24 protein-coding genes and 1 tRNA gene are annotated in these 20,996 nt (G+C 70.3%); 13 read left to right on the forward strand and 12 right to left on the reverse strand.

All coding sequences use genetic code 11. From position 1 onward, the window contains the following. Positions 1–52: 52 nt before the first annotated feature. From HBH26_RS05425 to rarD, 4 genes are all read left to right on the forward strand, one after another. Positions 53–1,336 (forward strand): thiamine pyrophosphate-dependent enzyme, encoded by a 1,284-nt coding sequence (locus tag HBH26_RS05425; RefSeq protein WP_168133600.1) that lies wholly within the window; start codon positions 53–55, stop codon positions 1,334–1,336. A gap of 159 nt (positions 1,337–1,495) precedes the next feature. Next, positions 1,496–2,500, forward strand: a complete 1,005-nt coding sequence (locus tag HBH26_RS05430) for an alpha-ketoacid dehydrogenase subunit beta (RefSeq protein WP_168133913.1) — start codon at positions 1,496–1,498, stop codon at positions 2,498–2,500. A 109-nt stretch (positions 2,501–2,609) separates the two neighbouring features. After that, complete coding sequence (locus HBH26_RS05435) at positions 2,610–3,989, forward strand: dihydrolipoamide acetyltransferase family protein (RefSeq protein WP_168133601.1); 1,380 nt, start codon at positions 2,610–2,612, stop codon at positions 3,987–3,989. A gap of 225 nt (positions 3,990–4,214) precedes the next feature. Further along, the gene (gene rarD, locus HBH26_RS05440; RefSeq protein ID WP_168133602.1) at positions 4,215–5,105 is read left to right on the forward strand and encodes an EamA family transporter RarD; all 891 of its coding nucleotides are present in this window, start codon (positions 4,215–4,217) and stop codon (positions 5,103–5,105) included. Here rarD and HBH26_RS05445 read toward each other — a convergent pair. The 6 genes from HBH26_RS05445 to HBH26_RS05470 all read right to left on the reverse strand — a co-directional run bounded on the left by HBH26_RS05445 (position 5,083) and on the right by HBH26_RS05470 (position 8,999). Then, complete coding sequence (locus tag HBH26_RS05445; RefSeq protein ID WP_168133603.1) at positions 5,083–5,229, reverse strand: lmo0937 family membrane protein; 147 nt, start codon at positions 5,227–5,229, stop codon at positions 5,083–5,085. The genes rarD and HBH26_RS05445 overlap by 23 nt on opposite strands. A gap of 32 nt (positions 5,230–5,261) precedes the next feature. Next, complete coding sequence (locus tag HBH26_RS05450) at positions 5,262–5,561, reverse strand: hypothetical protein (protein WP_168133528.1); 300 nt, start codon at positions 5,559–5,561, stop codon at positions 5,262–5,264. A gap of 30 nt (positions 5,562–5,591) precedes the next feature. Continuing rightward, a complete protein-coding gene (locus HBH26_RS05455) occupies positions 5,592–6,788 on the reverse strand; it encodes an acetyl-CoA C-acyltransferase (RefSeq protein ID WP_168133604.1) in 1,197 nt (398 codons plus the stop codon). A gap of 43 nt (positions 6,789–6,831) precedes the next feature. Continuing rightward, positions 6,832–7,041 carry a hypothetical protein gene (locus HBH26_RS05460; RefSeq protein ID WP_168133605.1) on the reverse strand — a complete coding sequence of 70 codons (210 nt, stop codon included), beginning with the start codon at positions 7,039–7,041 and terminating at the stop codon, positions 6,832–6,834. 94 nt (positions 7,042–7,135) lie between these two features. Then, positions 7,136–7,861: a phosphocholine cytidylyltransferase family protein gene (locus HBH26_RS05465; RefSeq protein WP_168133606.1), complete on the reverse strand. Its 726-nt coding sequence runs from the start codon at positions 7,859–7,861 to the stop codon at positions 7,136–7,138. A gap of 28 nt (positions 7,862–7,889) precedes the next feature. Then, the gene (locus tag HBH26_RS05470; RefSeq protein WP_168133607.1) at positions 7,890–8,999 is read right to left on the reverse strand and encodes an inositol-3-phosphate synthase; all 1,110 of its coding nucleotides are present in this window, start codon (positions 8,997–8,999) and stop codon (positions 7,890–7,892) included. Between the two features lie 129 nt (positions 9,000–9,128). On the opposite strand from HBH26_RS05470, the gene HBH26_RS05475 reads away from it, so the two are divergent. From HBH26_RS05475 to HBH26_RS05485, 3 genes are all read left to right on the forward strand, one after another. After that, the gene (locus tag HBH26_RS05475) at positions 9,129–10,001 is read left to right on the forward strand and encodes a CDP-alcohol phosphatidyltransferase family protein (protein ID WP_168133608.1); all 873 of its coding nucleotides are present in this window, start codon (positions 9,129–9,131) and stop codon (positions 9,999–10,001) included. 10 nt (positions 10,002–10,011) lie between these two features. Beyond that, on the forward strand, positions 10,012–10,467 hold the full coding sequence (locus HBH26_RS05480; protein ID WP_168133609.1) for a MaoC family dehydratase: 456 nt from the start codon (positions 10,012–10,014) through the stop codon (positions 10,465–10,467). 68 nt (positions 10,468–10,535) lie between these two features. Beyond that, on the forward strand, positions 10,536–11,066 hold the full coding sequence (locus tag HBH26_RS05485; RefSeq protein ID WP_168133610.1) for a superoxide dismutase family protein: 531 nt from the start codon (positions 10,536–10,538) through the stop codon (positions 11,064–11,066). A 9-nt stretch (positions 11,067–11,075) separates the two neighbouring features. Here the strand turns inward: HBH26_RS05485 and HBH26_RS05490 are convergent, their stop codons facing one another. Further along, positions 11,076–12,626 carry a spinster family MFS transporter gene (locus HBH26_RS05490; protein WP_168133611.1) on the reverse strand — a complete coding sequence of 517 codons (1,551 nt, stop codon included), beginning with the start codon at positions 12,624–12,626 and terminating at the stop codon, positions 11,076–11,078. 58 nt (positions 12,627–12,684) lie between these two features. Further along, the gene (gene thpR / locus HBH26_RS05495; protein ID WP_168133612.1) at positions 12,685–13,233 is read right to left on the reverse strand and encodes an RNA 2',3'-cyclic phosphodiesterase; all 549 of its coding nucleotides are present in this window, start codon (positions 13,231–13,233) and stop codon (positions 12,685–12,687) included. Between the two features lie 123 nt (positions 13,234–13,356). Between thpR and HBH26_RS05500 the strand changes: the two genes are divergently transcribed. The 4 genes from HBH26_RS05500 to HBH26_RS05515 all read left to right on the forward strand — a co-directional run bounded on the left by HBH26_RS05500 (position 13,357) and on the right by HBH26_RS05515 (position 16,047). Beyond that, positions 13,357–14,094 (forward strand): Bax inhibitor-1/YccA family protein, encoded by a 738-nt coding sequence (locus HBH26_RS05500; RefSeq protein ID WP_168133613.1) that lies wholly within the window; start codon positions 13,357–13,359, stop codon positions 14,092–14,094. A 71-nt stretch (positions 14,095–14,165) separates the two neighbouring features. After that, complete coding sequence (locus HBH26_RS05505) at positions 14,166–14,942, forward strand: transglutaminase-like domain-containing protein (RefSeq protein ID WP_168133614.1); 777 nt, start codon at positions 14,166–14,168, stop codon at positions 14,940–14,942. A gap of 64 nt (positions 14,943–15,006) precedes the next feature. After that, positions 15,007–15,294, forward strand: a complete 288-nt coding sequence (locus HBH26_RS05510) for a hypothetical protein (protein WP_168133615.1) — start codon at positions 15,007–15,009, stop codon at positions 15,292–15,294. A 201-nt stretch (positions 15,295–15,495) separates the two neighbouring features. Further along, positions 15,496–16,047, forward strand: coding sequence for a hypothetical protein (locus HBH26_RS05515; RefSeq protein WP_168133616.1), 552 nt, complete (start codon positions 15,496–15,498; stop codon positions 16,045–16,047). A gap of 123 nt (positions 16,048–16,170) precedes the next feature. Here HBH26_RS05515 and HBH26_RS05520 read toward each other — a convergent pair whose 3' ends face one another. The 4 genes from HBH26_RS05520 to HBH26_RS05535 form a co-directional block, all read right to left on the reverse strand. Next, on the reverse strand, positions 16,171–16,902 hold the full coding sequence (locus HBH26_RS05520; RefSeq protein WP_168133617.1) for an extensin-like domain-containing protein: 732 nt from the start codon (positions 16,900–16,902) through the stop codon (positions 16,171–16,173). After that, on the reverse strand, positions 16,902–17,708 hold the full coding sequence (locus HBH26_RS05525; protein WP_168133618.1) for an NUDIX hydrolase: 807 nt from the start codon (positions 17,706–17,708) through the stop codon (positions 16,902–16,904). Before HBH26_RS05525 ends, HBH26_RS05520 begins: the two co-directional genes overlap by 1 nt. After that, positions 17,705–17,992, reverse strand: coding sequence for a putative quinol monooxygenase (locus tag HBH26_RS05530; RefSeq protein ID WP_168133619.1), 288 nt, complete (start codon positions 17,990–17,992; stop codon positions 17,705–17,707). The genes HBH26_RS05525 and HBH26_RS05530 overlap by 4 nt, the downstream gene beginning before the upstream one ends. 84 nt (positions 17,993–18,076) lie before the next feature. Next, positions 18,077–18,152 (reverse strand) — tRNA-Ala (locus HBH26_RS05535). 242 nt (positions 18,153–18,394) lie between these two features. Here HBH26_RS05535 and HBH26_RS05540 point away from each other — a divergent pair. Then, positions 18,395–19,687 carry a DUF2171 domain-containing protein gene (locus tag HBH26_RS05540; RefSeq protein WP_168133620.1) on the forward strand — a complete coding sequence of 431 codons (1,293 nt, stop codon included), beginning with the start codon at positions 18,395–18,397 and terminating at the stop codon, positions 19,685–19,687. A gap of 84 nt (positions 19,688–19,771) precedes the next feature. Continuing rightward, positions 19,772–20,995 carry a threonine synthase gene (locus tag HBH26_RS05545; protein WP_168133621.1) on the forward strand — a complete coding sequence of 408 codons (1,224 nt, stop codon included), beginning with the start codon at positions 19,772–19,774 and terminating at the stop codon, positions 20,993–20,995. Position 20,996 lies beyond the last annotated feature (1 nt).

Consider the following 20,996-nt stretch of genomic DNA (forward strand, 5'->3'; position numbering starts at 1 on the left):
CGCGCGAAAGGACGTTCGCCGCCCTTCCGGCGGCCGCACCGAGGAGAGAAACGTGGCGAGCGACGCCCGCAGCAACCTGAAGCCCCTGTCGCTGCACGTGCCGGAACCGCAATTCCGCCCCGGCGACACGGTCGACTTCGCCGCGGTGGAGATTCCCGCCGCCGGTGCCGCCCGCCGCCCCGATACGGCGGAAGCCGCGCGCGACTTCACCGACCTCGCCTACACGCTGGTGCGCGTGCTGGACGAGGAAGGGCACGCCGTCGGTCCGTGGAACCCCCGCCTCTCCGCCGATGCCAAGCGCCGGATGCTGCGCCACATGGCCACCGTCCGCGCCTTCGACGAGCGGATGTTCCGCGCGCAGCGGCAGGGCAAGACCAGCTTCTACATGAAGTCGCTGGGCGAGGAGGCGGTAGCGGTGGCCGCGGCGCACGCGCTGGACGCCGACGACATGTGCTTTCCATCCTATCGCCAGCAGGGCCTGCTGATCGCGCGGGGCTGCCCGCTGGTCGACATGATGAACCAGATCTACTCGAATACCGGCGACAAGCTGCAGGGCAAGCAGCTGCCGATCATGTACTCGGAGAAGCGCTTCGGCTTCTTCTCCATCTCGGGCAATCTGACGACGCAATATCCTCAGGCGGTCGGCTGGGCGATGGCCTCCGCGTCGAAGGGCGACACGCGCATCGCCGCGACCTGGTGCGGGGAGGGGAGCACCGCGGAGGGCGACTTCCACTCCGCGCTCACCTTCGCCACGGTCTATCGCGCGCCGGTGATCTTCAACGTCGTCAACAACCAATGGGCGATCAGCAGCTTCTCCGGCTTCGCGGGGGCGGAGGCGACCACCTTCGCCGCGCGCGCGATCGGCTACGGCATTGCGGGGCTTCGGGTGGACGGCAACGACGCGCTGGCCGTCTATGCCGCGACGCAATGGGCGGCGGAGCGGGCGCGAACCAATGCGGGACCGACGCTGATCGAGCATTTCACCTATCGAACCGAGGGCCATTCGACCTCCGATGATCCCACGCAATACCGCTCCGCAGGTGAGCCCACCGCCTGGCCGCTGGGCGACCCGATCCGCCGGTTGAAGGATCACCTGATCGCCCAGGGCGAGTGGGACGAGGAACGCCACGCCGCGATGGACAAGGAGATCGCCGAGGACGTGCGCGCGCAGCAGAAGGCGGCGGAGAAGAACGGCATCCTGGGCCACGGCCTGCACCAGCCGCTCGACACCCTGTTCGACGGCGTGTTCGAGGAGATGCCGTGGCACCTGCGCGAGCAGCAGGCGCAGATGATGGCCGAGGAAGCGGCGAGCGGCCGGCCATGGGCGCGGAAGTGACGATGATGCGGAGCGGCATCGTCATCCCGGCGAAGGCCAGCATCCATCTCTCCACCAGCGCCTCCGGCACGATGGACCCCGGCCTTCGCCGGGGTGACGGGTTTTGACATGACCGACACGATCGACCAATCGGCGGACGATACCGCCACCACCACCCGCATGAACATGATCCAGGCGATCAACTCCGCCATGGACGTGATGATGGAGCGCGACGCCGGCGTCGTCGTGATGGGCGAGGACGTGGGCTATTTCGGCGGCGTCTTCCGCGCGACCGCCGGCCTGCAGAAGAAATACGGCAAGACCCGCGTCTTCGACACGCCGATCACGGAGATCGGCATCATCGGCGTCTCCATCGGCATGGCCGCCTACGGCCTGCGCCCGGTGCCGGAGATCCAGTTCGCCGACTACATCTATCCCGCGCTCGACCAGCTGGTCAGCGAGGCGGCGCGGCTGCGCTACCGGTCGGCGGGAGAGTTCGTCTCCCCCATCACCGTCCGCTCCCCCTTCGGCGGCGGCATCTTCGGCGGACAGACGCACTCGCAGTCGCCCGAGGGCATCTTCACCCACGTCTCCGGCCTGAAGACGGTGATCCCGTCCACGCCCTACGACGCCAAGGGGCTGCTGATCGCCGCGATCGAGGACAACGATCCCACCATCTTCTTCGAGCCCAAGCGCATCTACAACGGCCCGTTCAACGGCCATTGGGACCGCCCGGCGGAGAATTGGTCGAAGCATCCCGCGGGCGAGGTGCCCACCGGCTACTACAGGATCCCGCTGGGCAAGGCGAACGTGGTCCGCACGGGCGAGGCGGTGACGATTCTCGCCTACGGCACGATGGTCCACGTCTGTGCGCAGGTGGTCGCCGATACCGGCGTCGACGCGGAGATCGTCGACCTGCGCACGCTGGTCCCGCTGGACATCGAGACGATCGAGGAGAGCGTCAGGAAGACCGGCCGCTGCATGATCGTGCACGAGGCGACGCGCACCGGCGGCTTCGGTGCGGAACTCTCCGCGCTGGTGCAGGAGCGCTGCTTCTACCACCTGGAGGCGCCGGTGGAGCGCGTCACCGGGTTCGACACGCCTTATCCGCACAGCCTGGAATGGGCCTATTTTCCCGGCCCGGTGCGGATCGGACAGGCGCTGAAGAAGGTCCTGAAGGACTGACCTCTCGCCCCACCCCCGTTCGTTTCGAGCGAAGTCGAGAAACGGGGGTGTCGCGCTGACGACAGCGTGTCTCGACTTCGCTCGACACGAACGGAAATGGACTAGGCGAATGGCACGTTTCACCTTCAAGCTGCCCGACATCGGCGAGGGCATTTCCGAGGCGGAGATCGTGGCGTGGCACGTCGCGGTCGGTGATCGCGTGGAGGAGGACCAGAGCCTCGCCGACATGATGACCGACAAGGCGACGGTGGAAATGGAATCGCCGGTCGCCGGCACCGTGGTCGAACTGGCCGGCGAGGTCGGCGACCAGGTGTCGATCGGCGCGCCGCTGGTGGTGATCGAGACTGAGGGCGAGGCGAGCGAGGCGCCGAACGATTTGAGCGTCGAGCCGCTGGACGAGACGCGGCGACCCGCGGCGATGCCGGAGCCGATCGAGGAGCAGACCTTCGAGGCCGAGAACCCGGGCGTGGAGGAGGTGGAAACCTCCTCTCCCCCTGTCGGAGAGGAAGGGGCCAGCTCGGCGCAGCCGAGTGGGAAGGTGAGGGGGAGCGAGGAAGCGGAACCCAGCGCCACGCCCCCTCACCCTTCCGCCGCTTCCCTCGCTCTCCCACAAGGGGAGAGGGACAAGCCGGTCCTCGCTTCCCCCGCGGTCCGCGCGCGCGCGGCGGACCTGGGCGTCGATCTGGCGCAGGTGCGCATCGCGGAGGGCGACCGCATCCGCCACGCGGATCTCGACGCCTACCTGCGCTACGCCAGCGGGCAGGGCTATCACGCCCCCCATGCCAGCCGAGCGCGGGCCGACGAGCAGGTGCGCGTCATCGGGATGCGCCGCCGCATCGCCGAGAACATGGCGGCGGCCAAGCGCCACATCCCGCACTTCACCTACGTCGACGAGATCGACGTCACCGAGCTGGAGCGCGTCCGCGCGGATTTGAACGCGAATCGGGGCAACCGGCCCAAGCTGACCATGCTGCCACTGCTGATCGTCGCGATCTGCCGCACCTTGCCCGACTTCCCGATGCTCAACGCGCGCTACGACGACGAGGCCGGGGTGGTCACGCGGCACGGCAGCGTCCACGTCGGCATGGCGGCGCAGACCGACGCGGGCCTCACCGTCCCGGTCATCCGCGACGCGCAGGACCGCAACGTGTGGCAGCTGGCCACGGAGATCGCGCGCCTGGCCGATGCCGCGCGCGCGTCGAAGCTGAAGCCCGAGGAGCTGGGCGGCGGCACCATCACCGTCACCTCGCTCGGCCCGCTGGGCGGCATCGCGACCACGCCGGTCATCAATCGGCCCGAGGTCGCGATCATCGGTCCGAACAAGATCGTCGAGCGCCCCGTCTTCCACGGCGACGACATCGTCCGCGCCAAGCTGATGAACCTGTCGATCAGCTGCGACCACCGGGTCGTCGACGGGTGGGACGCGGCGAGCTACGTCCAGGCGCTGAAGAAGCTGCTGGAGACGCCGGTGCTGCTGTTCGCCGACTGACGGGACGGGCCGGTCCAGGCGGAGCCGCGGGGAGCGACGCTCGCGGCCATGTCCTGAGCCGCCACCGGAAACGACACTCCGCGTCTCCGCGCGCCCGCGTGAACCCACTTCTTCTCGCCTGGCAGTACGAGCATCCCTGTCGCGAGCACGGACTTGCCGCTATCGCGCTCGCGTGACCTGCCGCTCTCCCGCCCGCCGTCGCTTCCTTCATCGGGCATCGCTGCCGTGACCGCGGCGCCGTCCCGCCGCGGGCTGATGCTCGGCATCGCGGCCTATGTGATGTGGGGCTTCCTGCCGCTCTACCTGAAGCTGCTGGCGGGCGTGCCCGCGGTGCAGATCCTGGCGCATCGCATCCTGTGGTCGCTGCTGCTGCTCGGCCTGATCGTGCTGGTCGCCCGGCGACTGCGCGGGATCGTCGCGGCGGCGCGGGGGCGGGTGCTCGCGATGCTGGCGGTCAGCGCCGCGCTGATCGCGGTCAATTGGTTCGTCTACATCTACGCCGTGGGCAATGGGCATACGATCGCGGCAAGCCTGGGCTATTTCATCAATCCGCTCGTCAACGTCGGCCTGGGCGTCGCAATCCTGGGCGAGCGGCTGCGGCGGATGCAGGGCGTGGCGATCGCGCTCGCCGCCGCGGGCGTGCTGGTGATGGCGGTGGCGGGCGGAGTGGGCGCGCTGTGGGTGCCGCTGACGCTGGCGCTGTCGTTCGGCACCTACGGGCTGGTGCGCAAGGTGGTCGCGATCGACGCGCTGGGCGGGCTGACGGTGGAGACGCTGCTGCTCGCCCCGCCCGCACTGGCCGTGCTGCTGCTGGCGGGGCAGGGGGGCGACGCCGCGTTCGGGCACGACCTGCGCATCGACCTGATGCTGATCGGCGCGGGCGCGATCACCGCCGCACCGTTGCTGATGTTCGCCGCGGCGGCGCGGTCGATGCCCTATTCGACCCTAGGCCTGCTGCAATATATCGCGCCGTCGTTGCAATTCGGCGAGGCCGTATGGCTGTTCGGCGAGCCGCTGCACGGCTTCCACATCGTCACCTTCGCGCTGATCTGGTGCGGCTGCGCGCTGTTCGCCTGGGATGGTCTGCGTGCGGCTAGAGCCGGCGGCGTCCGCTGAACAGCTGCACCAGCCCGACGATGATCGCGATGACGAGCAGGATGTGGATCAGCCCGCCGGCGACGTGGAAGCCGAAGCCGAGCAGCCACAGGATCAGCAGGATGACGGCGATGGTCCACAACATGGCAGGTCTCCTTCGGTAATCTCGGGCGGGGTTCAGGTCGCGGGCTTGTCCGGCTGTGCGCCGGTAATGACGGGGCCGTCCCCGCCGGCGCTGTCGCTGTCAGGATCCTCGCCGGGGCTGCCGCCGCCCGCGCCCATGCCGCTGCCGCGCACTTCGCCGGTCGCGGGATCGAAGGACGCGCGGCGGCCCTGCGACGGGGCCGGCGGCGCGACGGAGCCGGCCGGCTGCTCCTCGGCCAGCCGGCGCTCCTCCGCGATATCGTAGTCCTGCCCGCTGTACCCGCGATCGTGGTCGAAGGCGGGCTGGCGCTGCTGTTCCGGTGGTTTCGTCATGGCGCTACAACGCCTTGACCTGCCAAGCGTTCAGACGATTTCGAACAATCCGGCCGCGCCCATGCCGCCGGCGGTGCACATCGACACCACGACGTAGCGAACGCCGCGCCGCCGCCCCTCGACCAGCGCGTGGCCGACCAGCCGCGATCCCGTCATGCCGAAAGGATGGCCCACCGCGATCGCCCCGCCACTGACGTTGTAGCGATCCGGATCGATGCCGAGGTGATCGCGGCAATAGAGGCACTGGCTGGCAAAGGCCTCGTTCAGTTCCCACAGGCCGATATCGTCCACGGACAGCCCGGCCCGCTCCAGCAGCCTGGGGATGGCGAACACCGGGCCGATGCCCATCTCCTCCGGCCCGCAGCCCGCCGCCTGGAAGCCGCGATAGATGCCGAGGATCTCCTTGCCCTCCGCCTCGGCGGTCGCGCGATCCATCACGATCTGCGCCGCGGCGCCGTCAGACAGCTGGCTGGCGTTGCCGGCGGTGATGTGGCTGCCCGGCCCGGTAAAGGCGCCGCCCGGCCACACCGTCTTCAGCGCGGCGAGCGCCTCCGCCGTCGTGCCCTCGCGGATACCCTCGTCGCGGGTGACGGTGACGGTCTCGCTACCGGTGCGGTTGCCTTCCTTGTCGAACAGCGCCTTTTCGACCGTGATCGGCGCGATCTCCGCGTCGAAACGGCCTTCCGCCTGCGCGCGGGCGGCACGCTGCTGGCTCTGCGCGCCATAGGCGTCCTGCGCTTCCCGGCTGATGCCATAGCGCTCCGCCACGATCTCCGCCGTTTCGATCATCGGGATGTAGGCGGCGGGCTCCTTCGCCGTCACGCTCTGGTTGACGAAGCGGGGCGCGTCCTTCGTCACCGTGTAGCTGATCGACTCCATCCCGCCGGCCAGCGCGACGTCGATGTCGCCCGCGACGATCGACCGTGCCGCCAGTGCCACCGCGGTCAGGCCCGAGCCGCATTTGCGATCCAGCGTGAAGGCGGGCACCGACTGCGGCAGCGCGCCGGCGAAGATCGCCATGCGCCCTGCATTGCCGCCCTGCGTACCCCATTGGTTGCCCACGCCCCAGAACACGTCGTCGATCCGCGCCGGGTCGATCCCCGCACGCTCGACCGCCGCGTTCATGACGTGCCCGGCCAGAACCGGCGCCTCGGTGGCGTTGAAATAGCCCTTGTAGGCGCGGCCGATGCCGGTGCGGGCGGTGGAAACGATCGCGGCTTCGCGCATGGGCCTCTCCTCTATCCGGTGCGGGAGCGGCCTAGCGTGCGCATCACTCGCGTGCCACCGGCTTGTTGTCCGCCGTGTGCGTGCCGTCGTACATGGCCTGGGCGGTGCCCGATCCGACGCGCAGCTTCGCCGCACGATCGTTGCGCGAGAGCGTGAAGAAGAGGACGATCGCGATCACCGCGACGAGCGCGACGATCGCGGGCCAGCCGCCCATCGTGCGGACGGAACGGTGCGGGCGGGTGGCGTTCGACATGGCGGCTCCTTCGTACGATCCAGATCAAGATCGTGCCGCGGAATGCGCGAGGCCGGGCGGGTGTTCCGGTCCCGCCGGTGACGAAATCTTGCTGCTATTCCGCGGCGATGCCGTGCGCCAGCGCCGCCTCCGCCTGATCCAGCGCGCGCGGATCGTCCACGTCCAGCCACCACGATGCGCCCACGTCCACGGTGTGCGCCCCCCCGGTCGCGGCCAGCGCCTCCACCCCGGCGGAGATCGAGCCGGCGCCACCGGCGGCGATCGAGCCGCGCAGCGCGTCGTGGAAGCGACCGTCGACCGCGAAGACGCCGGTGTCGAAGCAGTCGTAATCGGCGAGGTGCTTGCCGATCGCGACAATGCGGCCGCCGGCGTCGGTGCGCACGCGGGTCACGTCGTCCATGTCGACCAGCGGATTGTCGAGCCGGCGGTCGATCCCCAGCGTCAGCGGCGCGTCGGGCGCGGCGACGAGGGCGGCGACCAGCGCGGGTTCGACCAGATGGTCGGCCATCATCAGCAGGTGCCGCTGCGCGCCGATCGCGTCGGCGCCGGTCAGCACCGAGTGACCGTTGGGTCGCGTCCAGTCCGCGGTGCGCACGCACCGCACCGGCACGCCCAGCCGCGGCGCGGCGGCGGCCAGGTGACGTTCCAGCCCCTCGGCCTCGTAGCCGGTGACGACGGTGAAGGCAGTCGCGCCGCCGTCGTGCGCGGCGTGGATCACGCGCTCGATCAGCGGCACGCCGGCGACGGGCGTCAGCGGCTTGGAAGGGGAGACCGCGCGCAGCCGGCTACCGAAGCCGGCTGCGACGATGAGCGCGTGCATCGCGCTTCGGTCCTGGTGGCTCTGCCGCTTACTCGGCGGCGAGGCGGGTGTCGGCGTGGATGAACTCGTCGGTCATCTGCGCCGCGACGTCGTCGGTCACCTGCTCGGGCGGGTGCTTGCAGAAGAACGCCGACGGGCCGGTCAGCGCGCCGCCAATCCCGCGGTCGAGGCCGAGCTTCACGCAGCGGATCGCGTCCACGACCACGGCCGCCGAATTCGGCGAATCCTCGACGGACAGGCGCAGCTCCAGGTTCATCGGCACGCCGCCGAACAGGTCGCCCTCCAGGCGGAGGAAGCACAGCTTGTTGTCGCCGAGCCAGGGGATGTAGTCCGACGGGCCGACGTGGATGTTCTCATCCGCCAGCCGCTCCGCGATGACGGCCTGCACCGCCTCGGTCTTCGACTCCTTCTTGCTCGCCAGCCGGTTGCGGTCGAGCATGTTCATGAAGTCGGTGTTGCCGCCGGTGTTCAGCTGATAGGTGTGATCGATCGTCACGCCGCGCTGGCCGAACAGGTTGGAGAGCACGCGGTGGACGATCGTCGCGCCGACCTGCGCCTTCACGTCGTCGCCGATGATGGGCAGGTTCGCGTCGGCGAACTTCTTCTCCCACTCGGGCCGAGAGGCGATGAACACGGGCATGCAGTTCACGACGCCGACACCGGCCTCGAGCGCGCATTCCATGTAGAACTCGGTCGCCTCCTGGCTGCCGACGGGCAGGAAGTTGACGAGGATCTCGGCGCCGGTGCGCTTCAGCTCCTCGACGATCTCCGCCTTGGACGCGTCGCGCGCGGCGGTGTCGATCTCGAAGCCGCGGTCGTTGGCGGCGGTCAGCATGTGCGCGGCCACGCCGTCCAGCTTGGCGCCCATCTTCACGACGGTGCCGGTCTTCGGCACGTCGGCGTGAAACACCTTGGTGCAGTTCGGCTTGGCGAAGATCGCCTCGCCCAGGTCCAGCCCGACCTTGCGCGAATCGACGTCGAACGCCGCCACGAAGTCCAGGTCGCCGACCTTGTATCCGCCGATATCCTCGTGGATCAGGCCGTTCGCGGCATTGGTGCCTGCATAATGGTACTTGCCCTGCACGAGGCTGCTCGCGCAGTTGCCGACACCGATAACCGCCACCTTGATCGTCGTCATTGATCCCCACTTGCCGGGCCGCAGCCGGCGAAAGACACTAGGTTTGCCGCTTCGTGACAGATACGTGGCAACTGTCAAGCGACGCATGGATCGCTATAGGGACCGCGCAGACGGGCCGCGAGGGAAAAGGTGAACGATTTTCAACCGAGTGTGGCGGGAAAGCCGCGCGAACTGCAAGGCTTTCTGAATCGCACGCTTTATCACCCGCTGGCCAACCGGCTGGCGCGGCTGCTCGTCCCCACGCCGGTGACGCCGAACATGGTTTCCGTCGCCGGCGCGGTGATGGTGGTGGCCGCGGGCGTGCTCTACGCGCTGGTCGGCACGCCGGCGGCGATCGCGCTGGGCGCGGTGCTGCACCTGGGCTGGCACGTGGTCGACGGCGCGGACGGCGCGCTGGCGCGGATGTCGGGCCGCGCCTCGCCGTCCGGCGAGATCGTCGATGGAATGTGCGACTATTTCGGCCACGGCATCCTCTACGCGCTGCTGGCGACGCGGCTCGACGACACGATGGGCGCCGCCGCCTGGGCGATCGCGCTGGGCGCGGGGATCAGCCGCGCGGTGCAGTCGGTGTTTTGCGAGAGCCAGCGGCGCACCTACCAATGGTGGGCCTACGACGTGCCGTGGCTGCAGACCGCCAAGGCGGAAGGCAGCGGAATCGGCGTGACGCTGTCGGCCTTCTACCTGTGGGCGTGGCGCAAGATGTCGGGACCGACGCAGGTGGTGAACCGGTTGGTCGCCAGCGCGGAGGCGGACCCGGCGGAGCGGCGGCGCATCGCCACGATCGCGCGGGAGGCGGGGCGGACGACGCTGCCGGTGGTGGCGGTGCTGGGCGCGAACCCGCGCACCGTGCTGCTGGCGCTCAGCATGATCGTGATGGGAACCTCCTTATGGTTCTTCCTCGTCGAACTGGTCGTCCTCAACATCGTGCTGGTCTTCGCCATCGCGCAGGCGGCGGCGAGCGGCCGGCGCATCGCGGCGCTGATCGCGCGCGGGCACCGATAGGAGAGCGACGATGGCCGGTCTATGGTTCGAGGAATTCGCCGTCGGGCGCCGCTTCGTGCACGAGGTGCGGCGGACGGTGACCGATGCCGACAACATCCTCTTCTCCGCGCTGACCTACAATCCGGCGGCGCTGCACATCGACCATGCTTATGCCGCGACGACGGAGTTCGGCCGGCCGCTGATGAACTCGCTCTTCACGCTCGGCCTCGTCATCGGCCTCAGCGTGCAGGACACCACCTTCGGCACGACCGTGGCGAACCTGGGGATGAGCGAGACCAGCTTTCCCAAGCCGGTCTTCGCCGGCGACACCATCCGAGTCGAGACCGAGGTGAAGGCGCTGCGCCCCTCCGCCTCGCGGCCGGGGCAGGGCGTGGTGACGTTCGAGCATGTCGGCATCAACCAGCGCGACGAGATCGTCTGCCGCACCACCCGCGCCGCGCTGATGATGGCGCGGCCGGCGGCCTGATCGCAGGAACCTTTCCGCCCCTTGCGGATTGCAGCGGCAAGACAAAAGGGGTGAGTATCATGCGTTTGATGGCGATCGGCCTGGTGGCTGGCGCGGGCCTGCTCGCGCTTTCGGCGTGCAATCGCGAGGAACCCGCGATGGGTTCGCCCATGTCCGGCGGGGCGAGCGCCACGGCGATGCTGCGCACGGCGGCGGGTGCGGACGGCGGTCGCGCCACGGTGACCGAAGTGGCCGGCGGGCTGCGCTTCACCGTCGACGTGAAGGACATGCCCCCCGGCACCCACGGCGCCCACGTCCATACCACGGGCCGCTGCGACCCGCCGGCGTTCGAGACGGCAGGACCGCACTGGAATCCGACCACGATGAAGCACGGGACGATGAACCCGCAGGGGCCGCACCAGGGCGACCTGCCCAATCTGGTCGTCGACGGCAGCGGCCGCGGCACGGTGGGCGCGACCATCCCCGGCGCGACGCTCGCCTCGCTGCTCGACGCCGACGGGGCGACGGTGGTCGTTCACGCGGGCGCGGACGACCTGCGCACGGATCCGTCGGGCAACAGCGGCGGGCGGATCGCCTGCGGGATCCTTCAGGTCAACTGACGGGCAAGGTCAGTCGATCGGCTCCCCGGCGGCGCGCGCGCGATCCTCGCGCGTCCGCTCCGCCGCTGGCACCAGCCGGAATGCGGCGACGCCTGCGGCGAAGGTGATCGGCACCGACAGCAGCAGCGCGAGCATCCCCGTCGACAGGCTGCCGCTCAGCGTCGACACGCGCCCGGCGAGATAGGGGCCGAGCGCGAGGCCGAGCAGCGTCGTGCCGATGAAATAGGTCGCCGTCGCCGTGCCCCGCATTCGCGGCAGGACCAGGTCTTGCGTGGTCGCCGCCGAGCCGCCCAGCCCCCAGGCGGAGAAGAACTGCGCCGCGAACAGGCAGGGGTAGAGCACCCACGGTTCCCCGGTGGTGAAGCCGATCGCCATGAACGGCACCGGCAGCACGGTCGCGGCCGTGACGACGATCAGCCGTCCCGCCGGGTGTCGCCGCCGCAGCCGGTCGGCCAGCACGCCGCCGACGGTGACGCCCAGGAAGCCGGACAGCGCTCCCGACCCGCCGATCATCAGCCCCGCCGTCGCCGGGTCCACGCCCAGCACGCGCATGGCATAGGGTGCCGCCCAGAAGGCGGCGGCGTAGCTGAGAAAGGCGTTGAGGCCGTAGGCGACCACCGTGCACAGGAACGCCGGCGTCGCGACGATCAGCGCGAAGGTGGGCGGATCGCGCTCGCGCAGCGCGCTCGCCCAGGAGAAGACGGCGTAGACGCCGCCGCCGACGGCGGCCCATTGCGCGACCGGCTCACCCGCGGACACCAGCGCGATCACCGCGGCGGTGATGATCCCGGCCGCCAGCAGGTTCGCCCCCAGCGCCCGTCCGCCGCGCCGCGCCGCGCCGATCAGCGTCAGCGGTGGCAGGATGGTCAGCAGCTCGTCGAAGAAGGCGCCGAAGGGGCGGGGGTGCGGCGCGGTGGCGATGCCCTCGGACAGGCCGCGCGCCGGCTCGCGCAGCGTCGCGATCCACAGCGCCAGCAGCAATCCGGGGATACCCACCGCCAGGAACGCGGCCTGCCATCCGACCAGCCCCATCGGGCCGCCCGCGGGATAGGCGCGGTTCCAGCCCTGCACGATCAACCCGCCGATGAAGAGCGAGCAGCCGCCACCGACGTAGAGCCCGGCCGAGTAGATCGACAGCGCGGTGGCGCGCAGCCGCTTGGGAAACCAGTCGGAGATCAGCGAATAGGCGGACGGGCTGGCGGTCGCCTCGCCCACGCCGACGCCGATGCGCGCCGCCGCCAGGTGCGTGCCGGTGGAGGACAGGCCCGACAGCGCGGTCATCGTCGACCACAAGGTGAGCCCCACCGTCATCAGCCGCACGCGATGCCAGCTGTCCGCCAGCCGGCCGAGCGGAATGCCGAACAGCGAGTAGAAGACGCCGAACGCGGTGCCGTAGAGGAAGCCCAGGTCCTCGTCCTTCAGGTTCAGGTCGCGCTTGATGTCCTCGGCCAGGATGGAGATCACCTGCCGGTCGACGAAATTGAGGATGTAGACGAGGAACAGGACGAAGAGGACGTACCACGCATAGCCGCTCGCGCGGGTCTCGCTTTCCGGTGCCATGCGCCCCTCCCTCTCTGTGCCGGCAGGCGTAACAGAGCGGGGGCGAGCGGGGGAAGCGCTAACTTCCCGCAAGCGGCCAGCGCATCACGGGTTCGTAGCGTGCGCCGTCGCTCGTCAGGTGGCTCTCGTAGAGGTAGAGGTGGTCCAGCGGGAAGTCCGCGGTGGCGAGCGCCGCGTTCGCGGCCAGCCAGCGGTCCAGCGCGGCCGTGTCGTGCCCCGTGCGCGGCAGGCGCGCGAGCGTCACGTGGGGCAGGTAGCGCCGCGTGTCCGGCGCGATGCCGGCGCGTCCCAGCGTCTGGTCCACCTTGCGATGCAGCGCCGTCAACGGCTCCACCGGCAGCACGCGCGCCCACAACGTGTCCGTCCGTCCGCGCTGCGCGAAGGTGCCGACCCCGTCGATCCGCGCCGCCAGGGCGGGGGCGACGACCTGCGACAGCGCCAGTGCGGCGTCCTCCGCCACCGGGCGCTCCACCTCTCCGAGGAAGCGGACGGTGACGTGCAGCTGCTCGTCGTCCTGCCAGCGTGCCCCGGGGACCGCGTCCATCGCGTCGATCAGCGCGGCACGGATCGCGGGCGGCGGGCGGAGGGCGACGAACAGGCGGTGCATGGCGGCTCAACGGCGCATTGTAACGTCGGGTTGCTGCCCCCGACGGCGTGCTTGAAAAGGAACGGAAGCGGGACGATATTCGATTGGTTCGGCAACTGTGCCGGATGAAGGAGCTTTGACACAATGGCCAACTGGTCCGACCCGCGACCCTCCGCCGCCCCGTTCGGGACGCAGGCGGGCGCCGCGCGCGACACCGCGCACGACGCGGGTCTGCGCTCGTACATGCTGTCGGTCTACAATTACATGACGTCGGGCGTGCTGCTGACGGGTATCGTCGCGCTCGGCTTCGCGCTGTCCGGGATGGCGGCGCAGGTGTTCCAGACGCCGCTTCGCTGGCTGATCGTGCTTGCGCCGCTCGCCTTCGTCTTCGCGATGAGCTTCGGCCAGGGCAAGTTCTCCACGGGCACGCTGAAGGCGATGTTCTGGGGCTTCGCCGTGACGATGGGTCTGTCGCTGTCGACGATCTTCCTCGTCTACTCGCCGCTCGCCATCGCGCAGGCGTTCTTCGCCACCGCGGCGGGCTTCGCGGCGCTCAGCCTCTACGGCTACACGACGAAGAAGGACCTGTCGGCGTTCGGCACGTTCCTGATCGTCGGCCTCGTCGGCCTGATCGTCGCCAGCCTCATCAACCTGTTCGTGCAGTCCGGCCCGCTCGGCCTCGTCATCTCGATCGTCGGCGTGCTGCTGTTCGCCGGGTTGACGGCCTACGACACGCAGCGCACGAAGAGCCTGTACTTCCAGGTCGCCGGCTCGTCCGAGCTGGTCGGCAAGGCGGTGGTGATGTCGGCGCTGAGCCTGTACCTCGACTTCATCAACATGTTCCTCTTCATCCTGCGCCTGTTCGGCGGCAACCGCGACTGATCGCGGCGGGTTGATGGTCTTGCAGGGGCTCGGCGGGCGACCGCCGGGCCCCTTCGCTTTGGATGGGTGCCATGCTGCTGAAGATCGACGCGCTGCTCGACTATGCCTTTCCGGCCCCCGCCGACGTGCTGCTGCAGGTGGAGGCGGCGGCGATGCCAGACCAGCGGCTGGAAGCGCAGTCGCTGGTGATCGAGAGCGACCATCCGATCCGTGCCGTGGCGGGGGAGGAGGGAATCGGCCAGCGCACCTGGGCGCGCGCCGAGCGCCGGCTGGTCGCGCGCTACGCCGCGACCGTGCGGATCGAGCGGACGCCGGTACAGCTGGAGGCGCTGCCGCCCACTCCCGTCGCGGCGCTGCCCGCGGGCGCGATCCCCTATCTGCTGCCCAGCCGCTACTGCGAGGCGGACCGGTTCGACCATTTCGTCCGCACGCGCTTCCCCGGTCTCGCCGGCGGGGCGCTGGCGACGGCACTCGCCGCGTGGGTGGAGGCGAACGTCGCCTATGACGGCAGCGTCGTGAACGGCGGCGGGGCGCTCGCCACCTTCGCCGAGCGGCGTGGGGTGTGCCGCGACCACGCGCACCTGCTGGTCGCGCTCGCGCGCGCGGGCGAGATCCCGGCGCGCTGCGTCTCCGCCTACGCTCCCGGCGTCGACCCGCCCGATTTCCACGCCGTGGCCGAACTGTGGCTCGACGGGGCATGGCGGCTGGTCGACGCCACCGGCATGGGCAACGCCGACGACCTCGCCCGCGTGGCGGTGGGGCGCGATGCCACCGACATCGCCTTCATGACGGTGTTCGGCAGTGCGCGGATGATGGCGCAGCACGTCTCGGTCGCGCGCATCGGCTGACAGGAACGCGCCCCACCATCGTGCGTTGGCAACATCGAGACATCATCGCGGTGGGAGAAGGACGATGGGCGAGACACCGATCGACGAGCGCGCGCTGGACAGCCTGTCGGTAGCGCCCGGCAGCAACGAGCACGGCAGGGACGAGCGGCAGGACGCCGGCCGCGACGCCTCGATCGAGCGCCGGCTGAAGGACGATCCGGAGAACAGCGACGCGCGGCTGGACGCAGGCCTGGACGAGTCCATGGACGCCTCCGATCCGCCCGCCTCGACGCAGCCCGTCCACCGCAACGATCCCGCGCCCTCGTCGGGCTACGACGCGGCGGCAGAGGCGGAGCGACAGCAGGACGCCTGACCCCTCGACGGCGCATTGTTGCGTCATTGCCGCACTCGCTGAAACAAAAACGACACGTACGCTCCGTTCGTCGCATCCATGTTGCGGTGCGGCACGGAGCGTGTTCGTTTTCATGCTCGGACGATGCGGGCGTTAAGGCGGCTGTTAACCATCTTGAGGCATCGTCGTCCGCGTTGGATCACCGGGGTCGGGGATGGGACGATGACAGCCAGGATGAAGCCGGCCGAAGGGTCGATGACCCTCGCGGAGATGAAGGAGTTCGCAGGGTTCGCCGCCGCCACGCAGCGGTACATCCGCCGCAGTCTGGACATCGGCCTGGACCGTGAGGACGCGCTGCAACGCTGGTCGCGCGACATCGTCGAGGCGGCGAGCATCCGCGCCCAGGCACGCCACTACGTCCGCCTGCCGGACATCCGGGCCACCGTGCCCGACGACAGCGGGCTGGACCATGCCGAGCCGCTGCTGGCGCCGCTGGTCACGCTCACCGCGTTCGACCTGGGGCAGGGGCGGATCACCAGCTTCTCCGCCTATCGCTTCCTGTACGAGCGGCTGGTCGGCGCGAAGGTGCGGCCGTGGCTGCCCGCCGCCTTCTGCTCCGCCGCGGCGATGCCGCACCTGCATCCGGAGCTGCGCCGCGCGCTGCTGCAATCGATCAGCGAGGCCGCGGCCACCGCGTCCGGCTGGTCCTCGCGCCAGCCCGCCTTCTTTCCGCATTGGGTCGAGAAGGTGGAGGCCAACGCGCTGCCGAACTGAGGCGGGTCTTCGTCATGCCGGGTTCGTCCCCGCATCCACGGTGCCGCACAAGCTCGAGCGATGGGATGGCGCGTGCTCGCGGCGCAGGTGCCGGTCTCTACCGATCCCCAGGCCACGGAACCGCTACCGGCACGCCCGCCAGCCCATCGTGCCGCGGTTCGCCTGATCCAGGTGGAAGTGGTCGCGGTGCGCGGCGTTGTAGTCGGGGGACAGCACCGTCGCGAACAGGCCGCAGGCGCCGTCGCGCACCTCACGCAAAAAGGCGCGGTCCGCCGGCGCCCCGTTCCAGTCGTTCACCACGCTGACCCGGCGCCCGTCGGACAGGCGGAAGGCGGCGATGTCGATCGCGTCGGCGGTGGCGTGCTCGCTCCACGATCCGGCGTCGCGCCCGTACATGCGGCGACAATTGTAGCTGCCGAAATGCTCGATGGCGACCACGCGCGCCCCCAGGTGGCGCTGCGCCGCGGGGGCGACCACGTTCCACTCCCACATAGCCAGTGCCGCCGCCACGGGACAGGCGATGCCTAGGCTGGCGGGACGATAGGGGATCGACCGCGCCCCCGCCGCGCGCAGCCGCACCGCGTCGGCATAGCCGCATCGTTCGCCGTCCCGGCGCGGCGGCAGCATCTGGTAGCGCACGCCCGCCCGCTCCAGCAGCGCGCGGCAGGCGGCGAAGTCGTCGGTCAGCGCGGTCAGCTTGCGTCCGGTGAACAGGCCCACCGGCTGCCCCAGGTCCAGCGGCGTCCACGGCAGGTCCTGCGGCCGCCCGCGCAGCACGCCCCAGGCGACGATGCCCGCCACCAGCAGCGCCGCCAGCAGCGCGGCGCAGCCCACGCCGCGCCGCACGCGCCGCATCACCCGCGAAGCGCGCCGGTCAGCGGTTCGGACGTGACGGGATAGCCGAGGTCGTCGGGAATGCAGAGGTGGGGTACTCCGTCGCGGGTCTCCGGCCACGGCGTCACCACGCGCAGGGGGGTGTCCCGCGCATGGGCGACCGCGTCGGCATGGGAGCGGAACCGTGCCAGCCGCTCCAGGTTGCGCCGCGTGGGAAAGATGATCGACAGCTTGCCCGCGTCGGCATCGTCCAGCACGCGCTGCGCCGTCGCCCAGACCAGCCGCACGTTTTCCGTCGCGTCGACGCGCGCCGGCGGCGCGTCGTCCGGCAGGCGGGCGAGGAAGAAGCGCGTGTCGAAGATGCGCAGGTGGCGATGCTGCGGCCGCCAGCGCGCGAACGGCGTCAGCCGGTCGAGCGCCAGCGTCGCCCCGGCCTCGGCCAGCACCTGCGCGAACGGCGTGCCGGCGTGCAGCGCGTCGCGCATCGTCGCCAGCGTCGCGGCGTCCGGCGTGGCCGAGAGGCCGACCGGCAAGCCCGCCTCCTCGATGGTCTCGCGCACCGCGGCGATCCGCGCCGCGGTCTCCCAATCGTCGTCGCCCGCGCCCATCGTGGCGGCCAGCGCATGGTCGCCGGGATCGACGCGCCCGCCGGGGAAGACCATCGCCCCCGCGGCGAAGGCCATGGCCTTGGCGCGCTCCACCATCAGCAGTTCGGGCGCGCCGTCGACGCAGTCGCGGAACACGACCAGCGTGGCGGCGGGGATCGGCGGCGGCAGTTCGGCGGCGTCGACGAAGGCGTCGGCCACGGGATCGTGCGTCTGGGTCATGCCGTCACCTCGTAGATCGTCGGTCCGGCCCAGGCGGCGGCGTCGCGGCGGATGTCGGTGACGAAGGCGATCGCCTCCGCCACGCGGAAATGCGCGTCCAGCGCGGCGCGGTCGCGCCACGTCTCGAAGAAAACGAGGCGGTAGGGGTTCTCGCAATCGCGCGCGACGGCATGGTGCAGGCAACCGTCCTCCGCACGGGAGCGGCGCACGTGCGCGAGCGCGCTCGCCAGGAACGCCTCGAAATTGTCCGGCCGCGCCGTCAGGCTGCCGGTGACGATCAGCATCCGCCTCTCCCGCATGGATTGTCGCGCGGCATCATCGCAGCAGCGGGCGGCGCAGGGCAAGTCGAACGGGAGAAAAGGGCGGGCTGGTGGAGCTGAGGGGAATCGAACCCCTGACCTCTGCAGTGCGATTGCAGCGCTCTCCCATCTGAGCTACAGCCCCGCCCGCGCCCCGGATTTCGCCGGGGAGCGACGCCATTAGCGGGCCTTTTCGGGCGATGCAACACGGCTTCGCCAATCAATCGTCGATCTTGCCGAACGCCGACGGACGGTGTCGTCGCCGCGCCGGATCGTCCGTTGCCCAACCGTAACATCAGGAACCATCGTCCCGTTCGCCGCTTGATGGAGAGCAATGCGACGTCGCGGACGCGGCGCGCGTGCTTGTTCGCTTTCAGGAGGACGCTCATGGGCTACGAACGCTACCCGCGCGGAAACGACCGCGATGATTATGGCCGCCGCGACACGCAGGACGAGGGCCGCGATTACGGTTCCGGACGCGCCTACAGCTATTCCAGCGCGCGCGATTACGCGGCGAGCGGCCGCTACGACCGCGACGACGGTTTCGGCGGCGGCCGCGGAGGCCGCGACGACGACGATCGCGGCGGCTATGGCCGCAGCGAGTACGGCAATGCGGGCTACGCGCAGCAGGGCGGCGGATTCGGGCGCAGCGGCGGCGGCGGCGGTGATCGCTATCGTCAGTCCGGGCAGTCCGGATATGGCCAGTCGAGCTACGGCCAATCGAATTACGGCCAGTCGAACGAGGGTCGGTCCGGCTACGGCCAGTCGAGCTACGGCCAGTCGAACTACGATCAATCGGGCTACGGGCGTTCGGGCGGCGGCGATCGCTACGGCGGCGGCAGCTATGGCGCGGGCCGCCAGTCGCGCTACGCGCAGGGCGACGAATATCACGGCAGCTACGCGCATGACGGCCGCCGGTTCGAGGATGTCGGCGCACGCCGGCATTGGGACGACGACAATCGCCAGCGCGGAAGCGGCGGCGGACGGGACTATGGCCGCCAGCCGCAGGGCTACGACTATGACGAGCGCGGCTTCATGGCGCGTGCCGGCGACGAGGTGCGGTCCTGGTTCGGCGACGAGGAGGCCGAACGTCGCCGCGAGATGGATAGCCGCTACGACGAGCGCTACTACAATCAGCAAGGTGGCCAGCAGGGCGGACAGCCGCGCGGCCGGAACGAGCGCGACAGCGACTATCATAGCTGGCGGTCGGGTCAGATCGCGGCGCTGGACCGCGACTATGACGAATACCGGCAGGAGAACCGCTCCAAGTTCGAGAACGAATTCTCGTCCTGGCGCACCAACCGGCAGACCCAGCGCCAGTCGCTCGACCAGGTGAAGGAGCATGCCGAGGTCGTCGGCTCCGACGGCACCCACGTCGGCACCGTCGACAAGGTGCGCGGCGACCGCATCCTGCTGACGAAGAACGACGCCGACGCCGGCGGGCGCCACCACTCGATCCCATCCAGCTGGCTCGGCCAGGTGAGCGGCGACAAGGTGACACTGACGAAGACCGCGGACGAGGCGAAGCGCCACTGGCGCGACGAGGAGCAGAACCAGGCGTTGTTCGGCTACGACGACAAGGCGTCCGACAAGGGCTCGAGCCGGGCGAGCGGCGGCGACCAGGCCGGCGGCACCGACCTGAACCGCAGCTTCTCCGGCACGTACGACAAGAAGTCGTAAGCGCCGCGACGCGAGCATGAAGGGCCCGGGCGGCGACGCCCGGGCCCTTTGTGTTGGCGCGGCGCGATCGTTAGGAAGCGGGGCATGAACGACAATCTCGACGCCGACCGCGCCACGTTCGTCACCCATCTCGAATGTTCGCTGACCGGCGAGCACTACGAGGCGGACCGGCTGCACAATCTGTCCCGCGCGGGGCGCCCGCTGCTGGTGCGCTACGATCTCGCTGCCGTCGCGGCGGCGCTGCCGCGCGACACGCTGGAACGGCGCGCGACCGATCTGTGGCGCTGGCGCGAATTGCTGCCGGTGCGGCGCACGGAGGATGTCGTCAGCCTGGGCGAGATCGAGACGCCGCTGGTGCCGGTCCGGGCGAGCGGCGGCGCGCACGTGCTGGTGAAGGACGAGGGCCGGCTGCCCACCGGCAGCTTCAAGGCGCGCGGCCTCGTCATGGCGGTGGCGATGGCGAAGGAACTGGGCGTCACGCGCATCGCCATGCCGACCAACGGCAACGCCGGCGCGGCGCTCGCCGCCTATGCGGCGCGCTGCGGCATCGAGACGATCGTCTTCTGTCCCGAGGACACGCCCGAGGTGAACGTCCGCGAGATCGCGATGCAGGGCGCGCGCGTGTGGCGCGTCAACGGCCTGATCGACGATTGCGGCGCGATCGTCGGCAAGGGCGCGGCGGAGGGACGCTGGTTCGACTTCTCCACGCTGAAGGAACCGTACCGGATCGAGGGCAAGAAGACGATGGGGCTGGAGCTGGTCGCGCAGCTGGGCTGGCGCGTGCCCGACGCGATCTTCTATCCCACCGGCGGCGGCACCGGGCTGATCGGCATGTGGAAGGCCTTCGACGAGCTGGAGCGGATGGGCTGGATCGGCGCGAAGCGTCCGCGGATGTACGCGGTGCAGGCGGCCGGATGCGCGCCGATCGTGCGCGCGTTCGAGGCGGGGGAGGAGCATGCCGAGCGCTGGGAGGACGCGCACACCGTCGCCGCCGGCATCCGCGTGCCGCGCGCGGTCGGCGACTTCCTGATCCTGCGCGCGGTGCGCGAGAGCGGGGGCAAGGCGCTGGCGGTCGGCGATCCGGCGATCCTCGCCGCGGTGGACGAGTGCGCGCGGCGCGACGGCCTGCTGCTGTGTCCGGAAGGCGGGGCGACGCTGGCCGCCTATCGCCAGGCGCTGCGCAGCGGAGAGGTGGACGAGGAGGAGCAGGTCGTCCTGTTCAACTGCGCCACCGGGCTGAAATACCCGATGCCCCCGGCCGATCGGACGCTGGATCGGCACGGCGACATCGACTTCGACGCGCTCTGAC

Source organism: Sphingomonas corticis, assembly GCF_012035195.1.
Classification (GTDB): Bacteria; Pseudomonadota; Alphaproteobacteria; order Sphingomonadales; family Sphingomonadaceae; genus Sphingomonas; species Sphingomonas corticis.